Here is a 21344-nt window from a genome sequence, read left to right as displayed (position 1 = left end):
CCACCACTCCAATCATAGTCTTCTTAACTGCAAATTTCCCGCTATGCTCTTGAATAGCGGGAAATGTTAAGCAGAACACCGATTCCTGTTAGCATTAAGGTGAGAGAGGAGCCACCATAGCTTAAAAACGGGAGCGTAATGCCGGTCACCGGAAACAACCCGGTTACAACTCCTACGTTAATGACCACCTGAATTGCAACCATTCCAACAATGCCTGCGGCAAGCAAACTGCCGAATAAATCGGGTGCCGTAACAGCCACCCTCATACCCCGCCAAAGCAAAAGCAGGAACAGTAAAAGCACAGTTGTACCGCCGATCAGACCCAGCTCTTCGGCAAGAATCGAAAAAATAAAATCATTATAAGGTTCGGGAAGATAAAGGAATTTCTGTCGGCTCATCCCGATCCCCAGCCCCATAATTCCTCCGGGACCTATCGCATAGAGGGACTGAATCAACTGATAGCCTTTGCCTAGCGGATCCTGCCATGGGTCGATAAAAGCGGTAATTCGCTGCATTCGGTAAGGGGCGGCCAGGATAAGGCCTGCAAAACCGATAATTCCGAGCAACCCCAGTCCAAGGAGATGCTGCATTCTCGCCCCGGCAATAAAAATCATTAACACTGATGTTCCAAGCAGCACCGTGCCCGTTCCTAAATCCGGCTGCAGCATGATCATGCCGAAAGCAAGGCAGATGATGCCAAGAGTCGGAACGAGCCCTTTTGTAAAAGAAACGATTTCTTTTTGATTATCGGAAAGCCACTTGGCAAGAAAAACGGCCATGGCCAGCTTCGTAAACTCAGCCGGCTGAATGCCGAAAGCTCCGACCCCGAGCCAGCTCTTCGCACCGTTGACTTCCCGTCCGATAAGCAAAACCACAACAAGCAGAACAAAGCAAATGATAAGCCCTGACTTTGCCCATCTTTTCCAAACCCAGTAATCAACGTTCATCGTTATAAACATAGTAATAATTCCCAGACCGGCAAAAATCATCTGCCGTTTGGTGAAAAAGAAAGGGTCGCCTTTCTGTGCCGCGACAACGGCGCTGGAACTATAAACCATCACGACGCCAACCGCTAATAGAATAAATGTTACAACAATGATCATAACATCAGGAGTTGAACGGGTCTTTGTCAAGGAGAACACCTCTACCGTAACTGGATTAACCGGTTCCGCCGTGATCACCTGATAAAGAAAACAAGGACAAAGCGGACGAACTACCGGCTTGTTTTAAGCTTATGCACAGATTGCTTAAACATGCTTCCCCGCTCTTCAAACGATTTGTACATGTCCCAGCTTGCACATGCCGGCGACAAAAGAACAATATCTCCTGCTTGAGCCATGAGGTGAGCAGCCGCAACCGCATCAGTAACAGTATCGACGCACTTGATATTATTAATCCCTGCTTCACGGGCTCGCGCGGATAATTTTTCCGCCGTTTGACCATATACGATGATTCCCTTTACCCTTTCCGAAAAAACAGGAACGAGTTCTTTAAAGTCAATGCCCCGGTCAAGCCCCCCGGCAATCAGCACAATTGGCGCCGAAAATGCGCGCAGCGCGCGGGTGGCCGCCTCCGGGTTCGTCGCTTTTGAGTCATTGTAATATTTAACGCCTTCCACCTCCGTCACGAATTCAAGACGGTGCTCGACCCCTGTAAATGTCCGGAGTATACCGGCGATTTTCTCTGCATCCACTCCTGCGGCTTTCGCAATACATACGGATGCCAGCACATTTTCCAGGTTATGCGACCCCGGCAGTGCAATGTCATCCACCGCTATGATTTTCTCGATCAGAGGCGTATGAGCCATACGTTCGGCGAGTGAACCGGCCTCAGGGCGTTTCCACATTACAAAACCGTTGTCGATATAACTTCCCTGCTCAACAGGCTCGCCGAGGCTGAACCAGAGAAGCGTGGATTTTATCTGCCTGGAAGCCATGCGGCATACATTATTGTCATAATTAAGCACGGCAACGTCTTCCGGACACTGATTGGCAAACAACTTCATTTTGCTATGTATATAGTCTTCTTTCGTTTTATGGTAGTCAAGATGGGCGTCATATACATTCAAAAGGCAGGCTATCGCCGGATGAAACGCACGGGTTCCTTTTAACTGGAAGCTGCTTAATTCAGCGACAAGGATTTGGTCAGATTTTACAGAAACTGCCTGTTCGCTGAGTACCGTACCGATATTGCCCGCGACAACCGGGGAAAGGCCGCCATTATGTAAAATCTCTCCGACAAGTGTTGTTGTCGTCGTTTTTCCATTGGACCCTGTGATGCCAATAATCGGGGCATCGGACAGTTCATATGCTATTTCGATTTCCGTCACGACCGGAATGCCAAGGGATATCGCCTTTTCAACCGGTAAAATTGAGTAAGGAATTCCCGGATTTTTAATAACGAGGTCAATCGTTTGATTGATCAAATCTTCCGGGTGTTCTCCGCAAATCACCGTAATACCCAATTTTTCAAGTTCCGCCGCTTCCGGTGATTCTTCCCGGCTCTTTTTATCGTTGACAATGACCTCTGCCCCGCACCGCTGCACAAGCTTTGCGACAGCCGCGCCGCTTTTGGCCAGGCCAAGAATCACTATTTTTTTTCCGCTATATTTTTTACCTTTTTCTATGGACATTAGTTTAACACCTCAATATATACCCCAAGACCCGCACACACCAATCCCGCCAGCCAGAACGTAACAACAACCCGCCATTCGGACCAGCCGCCAAGCTCGTAGTGGTGGTGAATCGGGCTCATGCGAAATACCCGTTTTTTTCGTGTTTTGAAAGACAGTACCTGGATAATAACGGACAGTGTCTCGACAACAAATACACCGCCGATAATAACAAGCAGAATTTCCGTTTTCGTGAGGATTGCGATACCCGCCAGAGCACCCCCAAGGGCAAGCGACCCGGTATCCCCCATAAATACCTTCGCCGGATGGGCATTAAACACCAGAAAACCTAACACCGCACCGACAATCGCCGCCGAGAAGATGGCAATGTCCATCTGGCTGTTCACCCAGGCGATCACGGCATACGCGCTAAATGCAATGGCGCTCGTACCCGCCAGCAGCCCGTCGAGGCCATCGGTGAGGTTGACAGCGTTCGAGGAACCAAGTGTCATAATAATGACAAGCGGCAGGTACATCAATCCGAGGTCAATTCCAATTCTCGTACCTGGAATGGAAATCGTTGTAGGAAATCCGCTCCTGATATACACGTAATAAAATATACCGCCAATCAGCAATTGGCCGATGAGCTTTTGTTTGGCTGTAAGGCCTAAATTGCGCTTGCGCATGATTTTAATGAAATCGTCTAAAAATCCGATAAGACCGTACCCAAGCGTAATAAACAATAATAAGAATACTTCCACCGACTGATTGGCAAATTTGACTACGGTAAACGTAAGCGCGAGCAAAATAATGATTCCGCCCATTGTCGGTGTCCCGGCTTTTTTCTGGTGACCTTTCGGACCTTCTTCCCGAATTGCCTGGCCAAACTTCAAGCGCCTAAGAATGGGGATGAAGAGAGGTGCTAACACGACAGCAATGAGAAAAGCCGCGGCAATGGAAAAGAATAAAATTCTGACCAACATTCCCCTGCCTCCTTTCTATCTCACCCTACTTTTCTCTTTCGTTAATCGCGAGCATGGCCTCTTCTTTATCATCGAAGTGAAGTACGCGGTCTTTAATAATCTGATACGTTTCATGGCCTTTGCCCGCTATGATAATAACGTCTCCGGGCTTTGCCTGCCCGATGGCGTACCGGATCGCTTCCCTGCGGTCCACCATCGTTACATATTTCCGGTCAGGTACATCCGCAAGCCCGGCCATCATATCTGCCAGGATCGCTTCCGGGTCTTCTGAGCGCGGATTGTCTGAAGTCAGCACAGCCAGGTCGGCGTAAGCCGCAGCTACCCGCGCCATAATCGGCCGTTTTGTCCGGTCGCGATCTCCACCACAGCCAACGATACAATATACGTCCCGCTTCGCAAAATCACGGACGGTCTGTAACACACTTTCCAGGCTATCAGGCGTATGCGCGTAGTCGACGATGACAGTATACTCCTGTCCCCCGTCAACCCGCTCAAAACGCCCGCGGACGCCTTCCATTTCTTCTAAGCTTCGCTTAATCTGTTCGAGAGAGATTCCTTCCGCCAGGCAGGCCGCCGCTGCGGCAAGGGCATTGTACACGTTAAAGTTGCCGATCATCTTTAAATGAAGCGGAACGCTACCGGCAAACGTATCCAAGGTGAAACTGGTCCCGGACGGTGATATGGAGATATTGCGCGCCATAACGTCCGCCCGGGAGGAAATCCCGTATGTAATCACCTGTGCTGAAGTGATGCGTGCGTATGTGTCACTCGCTTCATCATCGCTGTTTAGCACGGCGTATTTCATTTGGTCCTTATCATATTCATTGCCAAGCTGAGAAAATAGCAGTCCTTTTGCATCGCGATATTTTTCCATCGTGACGTGGTAATCGAGATGATCCTGCGTCAGGTTTGTAAAAACGGCGGTTGTAAAGCGGACTCCGCGCACTCTTCCCATATCGAGTGCGTGGGAGGATACCTCAATGGCCGCGTACTCCGCTCCCTGTTCTGCCATCCAATGAAACGCCTGCTGCAGATCCACCGCTTCGGGTGTCGTATTTTTTACCGGCTTTCCTTCCTGTCCCATTCGCATTTCAATCGTTCCGATAATTCCGGCAGGATGACCGGCATCATTCAACACTTTCTGGATAAGGTGTGTCGTTGTCGTTTTTCCGTTGGTCCCGGTAACACCGATTACCTTCATCCGGTGTGTAGGCTGTCCGTAAAAACGATCGGCAAGGATCGCCATCGCCCTTCTTGTATCCGGGACATAAACAGTCGTGGCGTTCACGCTGATGCCGCGCTCGGCGACAACGGCGCTTGCACCTGCCGCTACCGCCTGCTCCGCATAATCATGACCGTCTACGGCAAAACCCGGCAAACAAATAAATAAATTGCCGGGCTCTATTTTCCGGGAGTCTATTTGTAGTCCGGTGATTTCAATATTTGCATTTCCAACGCAGCGGGAATTTATTAGAAATGCGAGCAACGCATCTAGCTGCATGTAGATTCTCCCTTCTTCCCGTAACGAGGCAGGCATTCCCGCCTCTTACTTATATAGAATAAACACCCGCATTCATTTTAATGCTCTTTGCCTTATTTGTCACCCAGATAGACGCGGATTTTTGTTCCTTCCTCCACCCGTTCTCCCGGCTGCGGTGACTGGTATATGACTTTATCTCCCTTTCCGGCAACGTCCAGTGGGAAAGTGTACTCACTATTTCCCATTTCTTTACGGTCCAGACCTACAAAATTAGGAACTTGCAGGACTTTTTTATCCGGATACTGATATTTTTTTACCATTTGGCCCGTGCGCTTCGGAACTTTCAGATATGGCAGCGCAGATTCCAAAATATTTCGGACAATAGGTGCAGCCACAACGCCCCCGAACTGGATGCCTTTTGGATTGTTAACGGCTGTATAAACGATAATTTGCGGATCATCCGCCGGTGCAAACCCGATAAACGATACGATATGCTTGCTGCTGGAGTAAACGCCGTTCTCCACCACCTGCGCAGTCCCCGTTTTTCCGCCGACCCGGTAGCCGTCGATGTAAGCATTCCTGCCCGAACCATTGGCGACAACACTCTCAAGCGCCCGCCGCACCTCGGCCGATGTCTGGGGAGAAATGACGCGGCGAACCAATTTTGGCTGGTTCACCTCGACCGTTTTGCCTGTTTCCGGATCGATCCACGATTTCGCAAGATAGGGCTTCATCAGGTTTCCGCCATTTATCGCAGCGGATACGGCCATCACCTGCTGGATCGGTGTCACGGAAACACCCTGTCCGAACGATGTCGTTGCCAGTTCGACAGGCCCTACTCTTTTTAAATTGAAGAGCAATCCATTTTCTTCACCCATTAGGTCAATACCTGTTTTTTGGCCAAATCCAAATTGGCGAATATAGTGAAAGAGGCGCTCCTTGCCCACCCGCTGCCCGAGAATGACAAATCCCGGGTTGCAGGAATTCTCAACGCCCTGGAGAAACGTCTGGTGCCCGTGGCCGCCGCGCTTCCAGCACTTGAGAATGGCACCGGCTACGTTTATATAACCGGGATCGTCAAACGTATCTTTATCGAGATTAACCTTCCCCTCCTGCAGAGCTGCAGCCAGCGTAATAATCTTGAATGTAGAGCCGGGCTCGTACGTTTTCCAAATAGGCAGGTTCCGGTTTAGTGTTTCAAACGGATAGTCTTTGTAATGTCCCGGGTCATACGTAGGCCGGCTGGCCATTCCGAGAACTTCACCCGTTTTTGGCGATACGGCGATGGAAATAATATCTTCCGGCTGATAAACAGTCATCGCCTGGTCAAGTTCACGTTCGAGAATGGTTTGAATGTTGGCATCAATCGTAAGGTGTAAATCAAGTCCGTCTTTCGGTGGTGTAAATTCTTCACTTAATCCGGGCATCATCTCGCCTTTGGCATTCGTATAAAATGAAATATGGCCGTCGGTTCCCATCAGTTTCTTATCATACACTTTTTCTACGCCAGTCAGACCCTGATTGTCCACTCCGGTAAAACCGAGAATATGGGAAGCAAACGCACCCCGCGGATAAAAACGCCGGGAGTCTTCCACCACATGGATTCCAGGCAAATTCAGGGCGAGTACCTGGTCCGCGACTGCCTGGGAAACTCTGCGCCCGCCCGGTACGCGTACTAACGAAGTACGCTTTGTAATGGCTTTATAGATATCCTGTTCACTGACCTTTAGAACAGGAGCCAGCTTTTTCGCGGTGCCAGCCGGATCCTTAATCTGGACAGGAATCCCCATAATAGACGGGACGCTTATGTTATAAGCCAGAGCAGTCCCGTTCCGGTCATAAATGCGGCCCCGCTTTGCTTCGAAAGGCATATCCCGGCTCCACAATTTCTGCGCTTTTTCGCTCAGAGTATTACCTTTCCATATCTGAACATAGCCAAGGCGGGCGATGAGAAGGGCAAATAAAAATACACCGATCAATAATGCGATGAAAATACGGCGTCTAACCGTGACTCCTGATACACGCAAGTTCCAGTCTCCCCCTTATGCGAAAGTATTCTCAATGTAACCCTATTCGCACAAGGAAAGAGATAGAACAGGCTTTCTTTAGTTTGTTTGATTCACCTGCGGGTTGCTCGTTTTACCGGTTTTCTTTACAGACGGCTGCGGTTGTGCAGCAGGTGCATTCGTATCTGCCGGCGAAGAAGAGGGAGGCACCTGTGATTTAGGGGCCAGCACAATCGCCAGGCTATCCCCCTGCCTGATCGTCACGCCAGGCGCAGGATTTTGCGAAACAACGTACCCTTCTCCTTGCACACCCGAAACCGTAACGCCGATTAGGCTGGAAATTTCCATTACATCCCGCAGTGTTTTCCCGGTTAAATCAGGTATTTTAACTGCCCCTTTCGAGGTAAGCAAATAGACTTTATCACCCTTTGAAAGCTCTTCCCCTTCTTTCGGATATTGCCCGACAACGGTCGGACCATTTCCAAGTGTTTCGATCGTTAAGCCGCTCACTCCCAGCGATTTTTTCACATCCTCTACCTTTTCCCCTACCGTCGGTGGCATGGTTACCGTTGCATCTTTATTGTCTGTTACTGTAATCGTTTTGCCGCTCGTCGCATCCGGTGTCTCTTTCAAATACTGCAGGCTTTTCTCCATCACGGATTTAAAGACCGGTGCGGTAATGGATTTAGCTGCCGTTTCCTGATTGTCAACCTGCGGACGATCGACCATGATATACATTAACAGTTTGGGGTTGTCTTTCGGTGCGAACCCGAGAAAAGAGATAATATATTGGCCAGGCATATATCCTCCTTTCCCCATAACTTGTGCCGTTCCGGTTTTCCCCGCCACCTCATAGCCAGGAATCGCATAGGCCTGTCCCGTACCATTTTTTTCGTTAACGACAGCACCTAAGAGATCACGCACCTGCTTAGCGGTATCCTCAGATACGACCCGTCGTACGACATGGGGTTGTTTGGTGCTGATCATTTGACCGGTATTCGGGTCACGTGTTCCTTTAATCAAATAGGGCTGCATTAAATTTCCGCCGTTTGCCACCGTTCCCCCCGCGGCGACCATCTGCATCGCTGTTACATCGATCGCCTGCCCAAACGTCATCGATGCGACATCGCGCGGGTACGGATGGGAAAAGTTCAGAATTCCGTTTTCTTCACCTGGCAGTTCAATTCCCGTCTGTGCGCCAAAGCCAAATTTGCGGATATAAGAGAACAATCTTTGTTTCTGTAGTCGTTCATAACCAAGAATGACAAACGCTACGTTACTGGAGCGCTTGACCCCTTCCCTAAACGTAATACGCCCCCAACCGGCGCCATCGTTATGGTCTTTAATCGGTGCGCTTCCCTTTATTTTGTCATACGTCCCTGACATATACGTATCATTTGCATTAAACAATCCTTCTTGAATCGCCGCCGACAGCGTCACAATTTTAAAGGTCGATCCGGGTTCATAGTTTTTATTTATCGCCAGATCGCTAAACCCACCTGTGCCGTTCCAGTACGAATTCGGGTTGTAGGTAGGACGACTGCTCATGGCGAGAATCTCTCCGGTTTGCGGATTTTCCACGATAGCAGTTATCCCGCCTGTGCTCTTATATTGAGCCGTGATGTTATCCAATGCTTCTTCCAGATAGCTTTGAATCTGCTGGTCGATGGTAAGCACGACATCCTTTCCATCAACAGCCGATTTATACGATTCTACACCATCTGGCAGCTGGTTTCCGTTTTTATCGATTTTCATGGTAAAGCTGCCTTTTTCGCCCTTTAGAATATTATCCTCCGCCTTTTCAATTCCCATCATCGGCTGGCCGTCAAGATTTGTATAGCCGAGAATATGCGAAGCGACTTCACCGAATGGATAATAGCGCTTGGAATCAGGATATAACGTGATTCCCGGCAGCTTAAGCTGTTCAATTTTATCCGCTACATCTTTTGAAATCTTCCACCCACCGGGCCGAAGTTCAACCTGAGCGTGTGTCGTATCCGTAAGCCTTGTCAGCAGAGATTGTTTCGTTACGTTAAGGATGGGCGCCAGTTTTGCAGCTGTTCCATCCGGATCCTTTACGTAGCGATCATTCTTGCTATCGTTAGAATAGGGCTTCAAGCGGGCCAACACCGTATAGGCTTTCGCAGTGTAAGCCAGCACTTTCCCGTTTCGATCCAGTATTTCCCCGCGCTTCGGAATAATCGCGTCACTTCTCTCCCAAGTAGCCTTTGCCTTCACAAGGTAAAATTGCCTATCGACCGATTGAATCCAATAGGAACGCAAAATAAGCAAAAAAAAGAGAAGCGTAAACCCCGCTCCCAAAAATAACGTGCGCCAGACAATTCGTTTCTTTAACATCTCTTATTTCCTCCTACAAACGAGGGATTCTATTTGACCACACGGACGGTACTGTCGTTGCTTGTCAATCCCATTTTTTCCGCAATCTGCTGAATTCGTTCAGGCCGACTCAATGTATCAATTTGTACCCTTAGTTCTCCCGTTGCTTCCGTGAGCGTTTTTATCTCTTTTTGCATTTTTATCATTTGGAAATTATAGCTTGAAATTTGAGCATAACGCGCAGTTATCAGCAAACATAGTGCCACCAGGAACAGGATAGAAAAAAAGTACGTCAATTTCTCCGCGCCGCTGATCCCGTAACGAACAGTCACCCGTTTCTTCTGTGATATTTTCTGTTTGCGTTTTGGATTTTGTTGGATGCTGGTTGCAAGATTCCCTTGGTTGTATGATTTCAAACCTTATCCCTCCCTGTCCGATGGCAGCTTTTCAGCAATGCGAAGCTTTGCTGACCGAGCTCTCGGGTTTTCTGCAAGTTCGTTTTCACCTGGCATCATCGGTTTTCTCGTTATAATTTTTATCATAGGCTGATTCCCGCACACACACTTTGGAAAATCGGGCGGGCATGTACACCCGCGGCTGTAGTCCTGGTACGTCTGCTTGCAAATCCGGTCTTCAAGCGAGTGGAATGTAATCACACTAACTCTTCCCCCCGGTGCCAGCAGGGCTATACTATCTTCTAACGCCTCCTGAAACGCGTTTAATTCATCGTTGACCGCAATGCGTATCGCCTGGAATGTCCGCTTTGCCGGATGGGGACCTGTCCTTCTGGCAGCAGCCGGAATCGCTTTTTTAATTACGTCAACCAGTTCGCCTGTCGTTTGAATCGGCTCACTTTCACGCTGTTTCACAATTTGCCTCGCGATGCGGCGGGAAAATTTCTCTTCCCCATAAGTAAAAATGACGTTGGCTATCTTTTCTTCCGGCCACTCATTTATAACCTCGTATGCACTCAGCGGCTGTTCCTGGTCCATTCGCATATCGAGCCGCGCATCTGCATTATAACTGAAGCCGCGTTCCGCTTCATCAAGCTGCGGCGAGGATACACCTAAATCGAACAAAACGCCATTAACTTTTACAATATGTAAATTCTCCAACACTTGTTTAATATGTCGAAAATTACTTTTCACAAGTGTGACAACATTCATATAAGGAGCAAGTTTTTCTTTCGCCGCCTCCAGAGCCACCTCGTCCTGGTCGATCGAAATTAAACGTCCACCTCCCGTTAGTTTGGAAGCAATTAATGAACTGTGACCGGCTCCGCCGAGCGTGCAGTCAACATAGATCCCTTCAGGCTTAATCGCTAACCCATCTACCGCTTCTTGATGCAATACAGTGATGTGATGGAACATCGTTCTTCCTCCCACTAAAAATACCTATAGATCAAAATCGACAATTTTCTCGGCAATTTCATTGAAAGAATCGCCGGACTGAGCGCAGTATGTCTCCCATACTTCTTCGCTCCATATCTCCACACGGCTTGAAACCCCCACCACAATGCATTCCTTCTCCAAGCGGGCGTGTTTGCGCAGGGTTGCGGGTATATTTACTCTTCCCTGCTTATCAAGCACACATTCAGTGGCACCGGAAAAGAGAAGCCGTGTAAAGGCCCTGACGTCGGAGCGTGTAAACGGAAGCGATGTTAATTTGCGCTCCAGCGTTTTCCACTCTTCATACGGATAGACAAAGAGACAGTTATCCAGTCCACGGGTGACTACAAATTTCTCGGAAAGCTCTTCACGAAATCGGGCGGGAATGGTTAAGCGGCCTTTTTCATCGATAGTATGCTGGTATTCCCCCATAAACATTTCGCTTCACCCCACCATTCTACCCCTGGCCTCCACTTTGCCCCACTTTCCACCACGTTTAGGTTATTCTAGATTATAAAAAAAAATCCTTCAATAAAAAATAGGATTTTTTGCGAAGAAGAAAATAATCATGATTAAAAAAAATGTCGAATGGGCACTAATGCCCATTCGACACTCCTGAAAATCTCCTATTCTTCTTTCCAACTGTTTAAGTATGCCTGCTGTTCCTCCGTCAATGTGTCTATCCCTATACCGAGCGCTTCCAGTTTCAAACGCGCTACCTTATCGTCTAGTTCATAAGGTACATTTAAAACTTTCTTGCCAATCTCTTTGTACTTTTCATTGATATATGCAAGAGAAACAGCCTGCAGCGCAAACGTCATATCCATGATTTCAGCCGGATGGCCGTCCCCTGCCGCCAAATTCACCAGCCGTCCTTCAGCGAGCAGATAAATTTTGCGCCCGTCTTTTCTGACAAATTCTTCAATGTCTTTGCGGACGGTCCGCTTCGACGTTGAAAGTTCCTCCAGTTCAGGTTTGTTAATTTCGATATCGAAGTGGCCGGCATTAGACAGAATGGCCCCGTCTTTCATGACAGCCATATGTTCGCCGCGGATGACATCGCGGTTTCCTGTCACTGTTACAAAATAATCCCCGTGTTTTGCCGCTTCAATCATCGGCATCACTTCAAACCCGTCCATATACGCTTCAATCGCTTTAATGCCGTCGATTTCGGTAACGATAACTTTGGCACCGAGCCCTTTCGCACGGAGAGCCACCCCGCGGCCACACCAGCCATATCCGACAACAACGACCGTTTTACCGGCGACGACAAGGTTTGTCGTACGGTTGATGCCATCCCATACGGATTGCCCTGTGCCGTATCGGTTGTCGAACAGGTATTTACAATACGCATCATTCACCGCAATCATCGGGAACGTTAAATTCCCGGATTTTTCAAGCGCCCGATTGCGAAGAACCCCTGTCGTTGTCTCCTCACAGCCACCGCGCACTTGCCTGGCAAGGTCGGGTCTTTCCGAGTGGAGGATCGTTACAAGATCTCCTCCATCATCGATGATAAGGTCAGGTTTTGTTTCAAGCGTTTTGATAAGATGTTCCTTGTATTCCTGCGGATCCGGATTGTATTTGGCAAATACAGTAATGCCGTCTTCAACAAGAGCAGCCGCCACATCATCCTGTGTAGAGAGCGGGTTGCTTCCTGTAATGGTTACTTCGGCTCCACCCGCTTGCACCACTTTCGCCAGATAAGCCGTTTTCGCTTCCAGGTGAAGGGAAATCGCCACTTTTAAGCCTTTAAACGGCTGTTCTTTCTCAAACTGTTCACGAATACGGTTTAACACCGGCATGTGCTCTTTTACCCAGTCAATTTTTAAATGTCCGTTTGGCGCCAGGTTCATGTCCCGAACGATACTTTGATTCACTGTATTCAATTTTTTATCCTCCCTGCTTGGAATTAATCGATCCATACAATGGTATGATACCCGTTTACTCTGTAAGAATGCCCTATTAACTCTGTAAACCAATCCATACCATATTTATTGAGATAACAAAATATATTGTAAACACGTTCCTGGGGTTTGTCCATTGGAAACAGGCTGTTTTCGATCAGGCCGAACTGGCGAAGCAGTACATCATGCCTGTTGGCGAACGATTCACGCGCCTTTCGTTCGTAATAGCTTACCTGGTCAAGTATCCGTTTCAGGTTTTTCTCCCCAAGATGGCTTAACCCCTTCTCAATCTGTGTAAGCTCTCCCATGAGAGGTTTATACAAGTGCTCAATTTCACTCTTCACCTGCTCGAATCTTTCGTCAATCCCCAGAGTGTCCCGCGCTTTCAGGGCATCTGCTTTCTTCTCAGCCAGCGAGAAGAATACATCTTCTACCGTTAGCTTATACTTATCCATATATTTCTGAACGGTTCTATCGATGAGACTAAATGTGGCGCGCGGCAAAATTACGGGCAGTTCCAGTTCAAGAAGTTCGAAATAATTCCGGTACATCCCCCAGTAGCCAATTTCGCCCGGTCCCCCGACAAAGGCGAGCGTAGGAAAAATCAGTTCCTGCATCAGGGGACGCGTTACAACATTGGCGCTGAACTGCTGAGGATTCTCTTTCAGTAAGGCCAGCAATTGCTTGGGTGAATACCGCTCTTTGCCGTCGCGTGTCTGAAACGTTCCATCCGGCAGACGTTCCACGCCCATCCGTTTTCCCTCACGGTAGAGAAAGAATTGGGCGTTATCGGTTGTCGTTTCCACCTGCTTATGGTAGCCTTCCCCTATAAGCCGCTCACTCTGCTGAAAAATACATGTATTGATTTCTTCATTATACCGAATAACGCGGGAAAATCCCTTTTTTTCAAGTTCACGCATAAAACCGGATGCCGAATCAACGAGGATAAGGCCCTGGTTTCCAAAAAACCAGGCCATGATTCGCGCAAAGAAGTCCGTCAACGTTGGGGACGTTTCAGCCAGCCCGAATAATTGCCGTTTTAACTCTGCTGTATGTTCCGTTTGAATTTGTCCATTAAAGAACGTTTCAATAAAATTCCGCAAAGTTTCAGGTGGAACGTCCAAATGGGAAACCGATTTCCGGTCCACCGGTTCCATGTTCAGTTTTATTTTCTCTGCTTCTCCGCCTATTTGCGTATACACATGGTTCACTTCATCAAAGTCATGGTCTTCTCCGGCGATCCAGAATACGGGAACGACAGGAATGCCCAGATTCTTTTCCTGTTCCTTCGCCGTTTGCAAAATCGTCATGGCTTTATATATGGTATAAAGCGGTCCGGTGAGAATCCCCGCCTGCTGCCCGGCAATCACAACATACGTATCGTTTCCGTACAGCCGCTCGATATTTTCCATTACACGCGGATGGTCATTTCCGATCTCGAAATTGTAGCCCCGCAGCCCTTCCACGAGCTGTGTGCGATGGGCTACCGGGTGGCCGGCCAGCCAGTCAAGACGTTTTTTAAAGCTTGCCTCCTCGTAAGGAGAGTATGTATAAAAAGATTTGACTTTAGAAAAATCATGCACATAATCATGCGATAGTTTTTGCGCTAAAGGAAGCTGTAACTGTTCAACGCGCACCTAACGTTCCCCCTCTTATTCTTGAAACTGCCAGTTAATAAAATTTAGTAACTAACTTACTATATACAGTATAGCTTTTAAATAAAAAAAAAGAAAACGGGGTATGCCCGTTCCTTCATGAAGTCTGCATCATCTTTTCCATCAACAGCATAATATACTGGCGATTTTTCTCCATTTCGTGCGAAAAGTATTTTCCCAGATACGTGACAGCAGCTTCGTACATCAGAATATGCCGTTCCATCAGATCGCCGGTAAGGCCTAACTCCGTAAACACCTTGCACATATAAGTGTTTAACTGCTGATGGGCAAGCTCAGAAGCGCGGCGTCCTTCGTCCTTGCACATTTCCGAGCGGTTCGGATCCTCCACAATTTCATTCCATATACTCAATTGCTGCCCGATAAATTGAAATAAAAGACCGGTAATCGTGCTCAATTTTTCAATGGGTTCAATCGGTTCCTCCGTAATGGCAATGATTGATGAGCTTAAATCCTGCCATTTTTCATTAAGAATATCCTGATACAGCACCGCTTTATTCGGATAATAGTTGTAAATCGTTCCGACGGCAATCCCGGCTTCCTTTGCAATGGAGCGCATATCCGCATTTTGGTATCCTTTATCGATAAAAATTTTATTGGCTGCCGCTAGAATTCGCTTCTGAAAGGAATTGATCATACGTGTACTCCTTCGTTCAATTCGATATCCTGATCATAACATATTAGTCGGAAATCGAAAACGCCTACAGGAGTTACACCGGATATACCGGGTGTTTACGGTGGCTGAAAATCAATTGTTTATTCTCATAGACTTGAAGCCGTCCGATTAACTCATCCCTCAATTCGCTGCCCGGAATGATTCCGTCAACAATGAGCTCAGAAGCCAGACGATAAATATCGATATCCTCCTGGTATTCTTTTCTCTTTTCCACGACAAAAGCCTGGCGCTGCTCCGGGTCTTCGATCGCGTTAATTTTATTGCTGTATACTGCGTTTATTGCAGCTTCCGGCCCCATTACTGCAATTTGGGCAGTCGGCAGCGCCAGGCAGCAGTCCGGTTCAAAAGCCGGGCCGGCCATCGCATAGAGCCCCGCACCGTACGCCTTGCGTACAATGATTGAAATTTTAGGAACCGTCGCCTGCGACATCGCTGAAATCATTTTGGCCCCATGACGGATAATCCCCGCTCTCTCTACTTTTGTCCCGATCATGAATCCTGGAACATCGGCTAAGAAAATGAGCGGTATGCCAAACGCGTCACACAAAGTAATAAAGCGAGCGGATTTATCTGCCGAATCAACAAACAGCACGCCACCCTTCACCCGCGGCTGATTTACAATGAGCCCGACCGGCTTGCCGCTCATTCGGGCAAAGCCCGTTATGATCTCAGCAGCAAACAGCTTCTTCATCTCGTAGAAGGAACCTTCATCCACGAGGGCATCGATCAATTCATACATATTAAAGGGCGCATTTTGGTTCGTCGGAATGATTTCTTCGACAGAACGCCCCGCTTTGGCTGGTTTTGCTTCCCGCACCGGCGGCTTTTCCTGATAATTACCGGGGAAATAAGAGAGATAATTTCTGGCCGATTCAATGGCCTCTTCTTCGGTAGCCGCCAGTACGTCCCCGCATCCGCTAACCGAGCAGTGCATGCGGGCACCGCCCATTTCCTCCAGCGAAACTTTTTCGCCAATTACCATCTCCGCCATCCGCGGTGAACCAAGGTACATGCTCGCGTTGCCCTCCACCATGATGACAATATCGCAGAACGCGGGAATATATGCTCCTCCTGCGGCGGACGGGCCAAACAGCACGCATATCTGAGGAATCATGCCCGACAATTTTACCTGGTTATAAAAAATGCGGCCCGCCCCCCGCCGGCCCGGAAACATGTCAATCTGGTCTGTAATGCGCGCGCCGGCCGAGTCCACAAGATAAATGAGCGGAACACGCATTTTTTCCGCCGTTTCCTGAATTCGAATAATTTTTTCAACGGTTCGCGCACCCCACGACCCCGCCTTTACGGTTGAGTCGTTTGCCATGACGCATACCGTCTGGCCGTTCACCTTTCCGATTGCTGTTACTACGCCGTCCGCCGGGAGGTCTCCCGCCATAAAATTGGCGAATTTTCCGTCTTCCAGCTGGAATTCATCATCAAACAACAGCCTCAGCCTATCGCGAACAAACAGCTTATTTTGCTCCGCATTTTTCTCGTGATATTTACCCGCGCCGCCTTGATGAATGTGTTCGATTCTCTCCTGCAACTGCTGCTCCAGGCTTGCTTTAACATCCGGTGTACTCATTTTCGTTTTCTCCTCCCTTTTGTTTGGATTTCATTGCAGCCAGCACCTTGGAAGGAAGCGGCCGGCCGAGCACCTGTTCCATAAATTCGCCTGTTTTTACAAGTTCGTTCAGGTTAACACCCGTTGTGATCCCCATCGCATGCAGCATATAGGTGACATCCTCCGTTGATATATTTCCGGATGCTCCCGGTGCATACGGACAGCCGCCCAGTCCGCCAATCGAACTGTCAAACGTGCGGACCCCTGCTTCGAGTGCCGCATACACATTGGCAAGACCCATTCCCCTCGTATCATGAAAATGGCCGGCGATCCGTTCTGCGCCGCACTGCCCAATAAGCGCAGTAAAGGCTTCTTTAACCTGCCGTGGATGACCGACGCCGATTGTATCGCCAATCGACACTTCATAAACGCCCATCCGGAGCAACTCTTCCGTCACCTGTATAACGGCAGCAGGAGAAACCTCTCCTTCATACGGACAACCGAAAGCGGTGGAAACATACCCTCTCACCTTTATATTCTTTGCAAGCGCCGCTTCCACTACTTCACGCAGCACCGGATATGTCTCTGCAATCGACTTATTAATATTTTTTTTGTTATGGGTTTCACTTGCAGACATAAATACGGCGATTTCGGTAAGTCCCGATTCAAGCGCCCTCTCCAGCCCTCTCATATTGGGAACGAGCGCACTATAAACAATTCCGTTTTTTCGCTTTATCTGGTGCAGCACATCCGATGCATCTGCAAGCTGCGGAATCCATTTTGGATGAACGAAAGAAGTTGTTTCTATCTTCTTTAGACCCGAGCTGACTAATCGCTCAATCAGTTCGGTTTTAAGAGAAGTGGGGATAATTTCCTTTTCATTTTGCAGGCCGTCGCGCGGACCGACTTCATACAGACTTACCTCCATTGTGCCATATCCCCGCGCCTCCTTCCTATTCAATCTCAAGCAGTACATCCCCTTCATTAACAAAATCCCCGGCACCGACTTTTAGAGATACGACTTGGCCTGCTGCTTCCGCTGAAATGGGAACTTCCATCTTCATCGATTCAAGCATAACCACATCCTGTCCTGCCTGTACGCTATCGCCTTTACCAACCAGCACGTTAATAACCGTCCCAGCCATACTTGCCACTACTTTTTTCATCATGTATTCCTCCTGTAACGTGATAATTTTCTATTCTAAGCGTTTCTAAGCGTTTGATCGGTTTTTCATTTCTTCCACAAACCGGGTCGTATAAATTCCATCTCTAAACTTTTGATTTTCAAGCACATTGCCAAGCATGGAAAGATTCGTTTTAATTCCTTCCACTTTGTATTCTTTAACCGCAGCGGACGCCCGGTTAATAACGTCCTCGCGCGTTTCCCCGGTCACGATTAACTTTCCAATCATCGGGTCGTAGAACGGTGTGATTGTTATCCCTGCTTTAATCGCGTCATCGACTCTAATTCCTGCTCCCTGCGGAACGCGGTAATCCGTCACTTTGCCCGGGGAAGGCATAAACGTAACGGGATCCTCGGCGTAAATGCGCAATTCCATCGCGTGGCCCCATGCGGCTATTTCCTCCTGCGAAAATGGCAGCGCTTTCCCTTCTGCAATCGCTAACTGAAGCGCAACGAGGTCGATTCCTGTAATCCCTTCCGTTACCGGATGCTCTACCTGAAGCCTGGTATTCATCTCAAGGAAAAAGTATTCCTTATCGCCGTTCATTATAAATTCAACGGTACCTACTCCCGTATAGTTAACAGCTTGTGCAGCTTTAATTCCCGCGCTGCAAATGGACAACCGCACCGCTGCATCCAAAAAAGGAGACGGGCTTTCCTCAATCACTTTCTGATGGCGGCGTTGGATGGAGCACTCTCTTTCGTATAGATGAACGATGGTTCCGTGTACATCGCCGGCAATTTGCACCTCAATATGGTGCGGATTTTCAATATATTTCTCTATAAACATATCATCATTGCCAAAATATGCTTTAGCCCGGCTTTTGGCGGACAGGAAAGCCTTTGCAATATCTTCATCAGTATAGCAAATTTGCATGCCGATGCCGCCTCCGCCCGCGCTTGCTTTTAACATCACGGGATACCCGATTTCCCCGGCAATTTTGCACGCGTCCTCTACCGTTGGAATGTTCCCGTTATATCCGGGTACAACCGGTACACCTGCATCCGTCATTTTTTTTCGAGCCCGTATTTTATCTCCCATTTCTTCCATAACTGCCGCATCGGGTCCGATAAAAATAATCCCTTCTTCCTGACAGCGTCTGGCAAAGCCGGCATTCTCCGAAAGAAGCCCGTACCCCGGATGAATAGCGTCCGCCTTATGTTCTTTAGCGGCCTTGATAATCGCATCGATATTTAAGTAACTCTGTGACACGGGGGCAAGCCCAATCAATGCGGCCTTGTCCGCTTCATGAACATAAGGCATAGAAGCGTCCGCTTCCGAATAGACAGCAACAGTACGGATACCAAGCTGGCAGCATGTTCGTATCACTCTTCGTGCGATTTCTCCACGGTTCGCAATGAGTACGGTTTTGATTTCCATGTTAACCTCCTTTGCGCGTATAAGAAAGCTAGTTTTTTATCCATATTTATTTTTACACTACTTTAATTTATTTCTACGCTGCTCTATAAATTCCTTTGTCTTTAAATTTTTAATTTTGAGCCGCTCTTTTTCGCTTTTAAACCAACAAAAGACCCCGGCAGCTATGCGTCTGCCGGGGTCTTCGGGTCACAAAAACACCACTCTGTTTTCTTTACCGGTTTTCTTTACCGGTTATCCACGCGTTCCAGGTTGCCGTTAGCATCCATTTTAAAACGAGGCTTGTCATCTATTTCTTCTTGATCAACAAGAAACGCCATTTTTCTAGCCCGATCCATAATTTGAATCAAAGCTTTATAGTCGTCATTTACTACTTGATAGTCATTTTGGATCGTGGATAATTCTGCTTTCATTCTTGCATTTTCCTGCTTCAACAGCTCAATTTCCTGCGTTTTGTCGGCTAATTCTTTTTCGAAAGATTTCAGACGTTTATGCGCATCTTTCTGGCTGCGCAAGAATCGGATCACCACATCAAAAGATAATTCTTCTTCAAGATCCAGGTTGCGGGTAGAGGGAAATTGAGCGGTGAAAACGTCCACTTCCTTCTCGTCTTGTCTGGTAAAATCCGGGTCCTCAATCGCAATCGTAACACTTTCCATGGTTTTTGGTTTTATTTTCTTCCGCTGTTGGCGCTGTGACTTGGCAATCTGAATCGCCGCTTCATATTTTTTACGAATCGCGCTGTTCCAGCGAAAACCGCAGGCGGCCGCTGTCCGGCCCAGGCGCTGTCCTACTTCCTCAAATGCTGCAAGCTGCGTGCTACCCTCGCGGATGCAGCGCAGTGTTACCTCTGCCAGCAGCAAATCATCATCGGCTGTCCATGCATCCTGACGCGTTGCTGTCATTTTAAATCCCTCCGTTTAACGATGCTATTTTACCTGTTATCCCATATGGTATGCACTTACTAGAATTCATAGAATGATTTTCTAGTAAAATAGTATAGCCACACGCTATCACCTTTAAACGGAGTAAATAAATGTTTTCTTACTTTTTATTGAGGAACTTCTGGACAATTCCATAATGTGCGTCCGAACCCCACAGGTTTGAACACATATCAACTTCCTCTTCGATACAAACTTCAACGGGAAGTTTTGCATCCACCATTTTCGCTATTTTCATATAAGCTTCAATGCCGGAAAGAGGCTGCCCGGCTATCTTCCCGGCAAAGAGAAGAACCTCTTCTTTTAACCGGCTGTGAGGATGGACACTATCAATAAAACCGATTTCCTGACCGCGATTCGCATCTATCATCTCTCCCGTAAGCAACAACTGTAACGCCCTGTTGGTTCCTATCTTCTCCATTAACCGGGTGCCGCTGCCCCATCCCGTAATAATATGCATGCCAATTTGCACAAAGCCTAAACGCGCCTCCTCACTTGCCATCCGAAAGCGGCAGGAGGCCGCAAATTCACACCCTCCCCCTATGGCCACGCCGTTGATCATAGCAATGGTAGGCTTGGGAAAACGGTCAATCTTGCTCAGCAAGCGTGACACACGCATAAGCATAGGGTAAGACTTATCTTTCGTTCGGACCGTTCCAAACTGCTCCAGGTCGCCTCCTGATACGAATGCCTTGTCTCCGGCGCCTGTAAAAATCACAACCTTCACTTCCGGATCTGACGCCAGCAGATCAAGACAACGATCGAGTTCTTCCGTCATCTCCAGGCTTACTGCATTTCTTACTTCGGGCCGGTTCAATGTGACAAGTGCAATGCCCGCATTTTTTTCCAGCAAAATCGTATTCATGAACTTCTCCTTCGCGGTCGGTTATTTTCTTTCCGTCTTCGGCAGGCAAATGTACTGCGCACATTTGCCTGTTATTAGCCAATAAGCCTCATGGTGGCAAGGCTTCTTGAAAGGTGAAGCATGTCCATCTCTGATCCAATTTTTTCGGATGCCGGCGGGTACCTCTTGCAGGCATGCCACTATCCCTTCAATCGTTTGATATTACTGTGAGATTAGTTCATCGGGCGGCTGCGCCCGGGTTGCCTTATAAAGAGGATAGGACTCAGTGCGAAACGTTTTACCCCCCATGTCCCAGCAGCATACAACATCTAAATCTCCCTTACCGTCTATTTACGGCTCATTATACCACACA

The 21344-nt window shown here is 48.0% G+C and carries 18 protein-coding genes and 1 pseudogene; all 19 read right to left on the bottom strand.

Translation table 11 applies throughout. The annotated features are described in order from the left end of the window. Positions 1 to 41 precede the first annotated feature (41 nt). Positions 42 to 1133, bottom strand: a complete 1092-nt coding sequence (gene spoVE, locus H525_RS0100180; protein WP_027414493.1) for a stage V sporulation protein E — start codon at positions 1131 to 1133, stop codon at positions 42 to 44. An 80-nt stretch (positions 1134 to 1213) separates the two neighbouring features. Further along, on the bottom strand, positions 1214 to 2632 hold the full coding sequence (murD, locus tag H525_RS0100175) for a UDP-N-acetylmuramoyl-L-alanine--D-glutamate ligase (RefSeq protein ID WP_035099467.1): 1419 nt from the start codon (positions 2630 to 2632) through the stop codon (positions 1214 to 1216). Next, on the bottom strand, positions 2632 to 3594 hold the full coding sequence (mraY, locus tag H525_RS0100170; protein ID WP_027414491.1) for a phospho-N-acetylmuramoyl-pentapeptide-transferase: 963 nt from the start codon (positions 3592 to 3594) through the stop codon (positions 2632 to 2634). The genes murD and mraY overlap by 1 nt, the downstream gene beginning before the upstream one ends. A gap of 25 nt (positions 3595 to 3619) precedes the next feature. Continuing rightward, on the bottom strand, positions 3620 to 5095 hold the full coding sequence (locus tag H525_RS0100165; protein WP_027414490.1) for a UDP-N-acetylmuramoyl-L-alanyl-D-glutamate--2,6-diaminopimelate ligase: 1476 nt from the start codon (positions 5093 to 5095) through the stop codon (positions 3620 to 3622). Positions 5096 to 5187: 92 nt separating this feature from the next. Next, positions 5188 to 7101 (bottom strand): stage V sporulation protein D, encoded by a 1914-nt coding sequence (locus H525_RS0100160; RefSeq protein WP_027414489.1) that lies wholly within the window; start codon positions 7099 to 7101, stop codon positions 5188 to 5190. Between the two features lie 78 nt (positions 7102 to 7179). Next, positions 7180 to 9438, bottom strand: coding sequence for a penicillin-binding transpeptidase domain-containing protein (locus H525_RS22320; protein WP_051330697.1), 2259 nt, complete (start codon positions 9436 to 9438; stop codon positions 7180 to 7182). A 29-nt stretch (positions 9439 to 9467) separates the two neighbouring features. Beyond that, positions 9468 to 9833: a cell division protein FtsL gene (gene ftsL, locus H525_RS0100150; RefSeq protein WP_027414488.1), complete on the bottom strand. Its 366-nt coding sequence runs from the start codon at positions 9831 to 9833 to the stop codon at positions 9468 to 9470. A 3-nt stretch (positions 9834 to 9836) separates the two neighbouring features. Then, complete coding sequence (rsmH, locus tag H525_RS0100145; protein WP_027414487.1) at positions 9837 to 10787, bottom strand: 16S rRNA (cytosine(1402)-N(4))-methyltransferase RsmH; 951 nt, start codon at positions 10785 to 10787, stop codon at positions 9837 to 9839. 24 nt (positions 10788 to 10811) lie between these two features. Further along, positions 10812 to 11243: a division/cell wall cluster transcriptional repressor MraZ gene (gene mraZ / locus H525_RS0100140; protein WP_027414486.1), complete on the bottom strand. Its 432-nt coding sequence runs from the start codon at positions 11241 to 11243 to the stop codon at positions 10812 to 10814. Positions 11244 to 11431: 188 nt separating this feature from the next. Further along, positions 11432 to 12694, bottom strand: coding sequence for an adenosylhomocysteinase (locus H525_RS0100135; protein WP_027414485.1), 1263 nt, complete (start codon positions 12692 to 12694; stop codon positions 11432 to 11434). 23 nt (positions 12695 to 12717) lie between these two features. Then, complete coding sequence (bshC, locus tag H525_RS0100130) at positions 12718 to 14349, bottom strand: bacillithiol biosynthesis cysteine-adding enzyme BshC (protein ID WP_027414484.1); 1632 nt, start codon at positions 14347 to 14349, stop codon at positions 12718 to 12720. A 115-nt stretch (positions 14350 to 14464) separates the two neighbouring features. Beyond that, positions 14465 to 15022 carry a TetR/AcrR family transcriptional regulator gene (locus H525_RS25270; RefSeq protein WP_051330696.1) on the bottom strand — a complete coding sequence of 186 codons (558 nt, stop codon included), beginning with the start codon at positions 15020 to 15022 and terminating at the stop codon, positions 14465 to 14467. 73 nt (positions 15023 to 15095) lie between these two features. Next, positions 15096 to 16646, bottom strand: a complete 1551-nt coding sequence (locus H525_RS0100120; protein ID WP_027414483.1) for an acyl-CoA carboxylase subunit beta — start codon at positions 16644 to 16646, stop codon at positions 15096 to 15098. After that, entirely contained in the window at positions 16627 to 17553 is a 927-nt protein-coding gene (locus tag H525_RS0100115) for a hydroxymethylglutaryl-CoA lyase (RefSeq protein WP_027414482.1), read from the bottom strand. The genes H525_RS0100120 and H525_RS0100115 overlap by 20 nt, the downstream gene beginning before the upstream one ends. A gap of 25 nt (positions 17554 to 17578) precedes the next feature. Then, complete coding sequence (locus H525_RS0100110; RefSeq protein ID WP_081413154.1) at positions 17579 to 17794, bottom strand: acetyl-CoA carboxylase biotin carboxyl carrier protein subunit; 216 nt, start codon at positions 17792 to 17794, stop codon at positions 17579 to 17581. A gap of 42 nt (positions 17795 to 17836) precedes the next feature. Further along, positions 17837 to 19183 (bottom strand): acetyl-CoA carboxylase biotin carboxylase subunit, encoded by a 1347-nt coding sequence (locus H525_RS0100105; RefSeq protein ID WP_027414480.1) that lies wholly within the window; start codon positions 19181 to 19183, stop codon positions 17837 to 17839. Between the two features lie 230 nt (positions 19184 to 19413). Then, positions 19414 to 20091: an RsfA family transcriptional regulator gene (locus tag H525_RS0100100; RefSeq protein ID WP_027414479.1), complete on the bottom strand. Its 678-nt coding sequence runs from the start codon at positions 20089 to 20091 to the stop codon at positions 19414 to 19416. Between the two features lie 139 nt (positions 20092 to 20230). After that, a complete protein-coding gene (locus H525_RS0100095) occupies positions 20231 to 20992 on the bottom strand; it encodes an enoyl-CoA hydratase/isomerase family protein (RefSeq protein WP_027414478.1) in 762 nt (253 codons plus the stop codon). A gap of 204 nt (positions 20993 to 21196) precedes the next feature. Then, positions 21197 to 21298, bottom strand: a pseudogene (locus H525_RS29115) (5'-3' exonuclease); the annotation flags it as partial. Positions 21299 to 21344 lie beyond the last annotated feature (46 nt).

The sequence above is a fragment of the Aneurinibacillus terranovensis DSM 18919 genome (assembly GCF_000430625.1).
GTDB classification, from domain to species: domain Bacteria; phylum Bacillota; class Bacilli; order Aneurinibacillales; family Aneurinibacillaceae; genus Aneurinibacillus_B; species Aneurinibacillus_B terranovensis.
The sequence above is the reverse complement of the archived record's forward strand: the minus strand, read 5'-3'. Positions and strand labels throughout refer to the sequence as shown.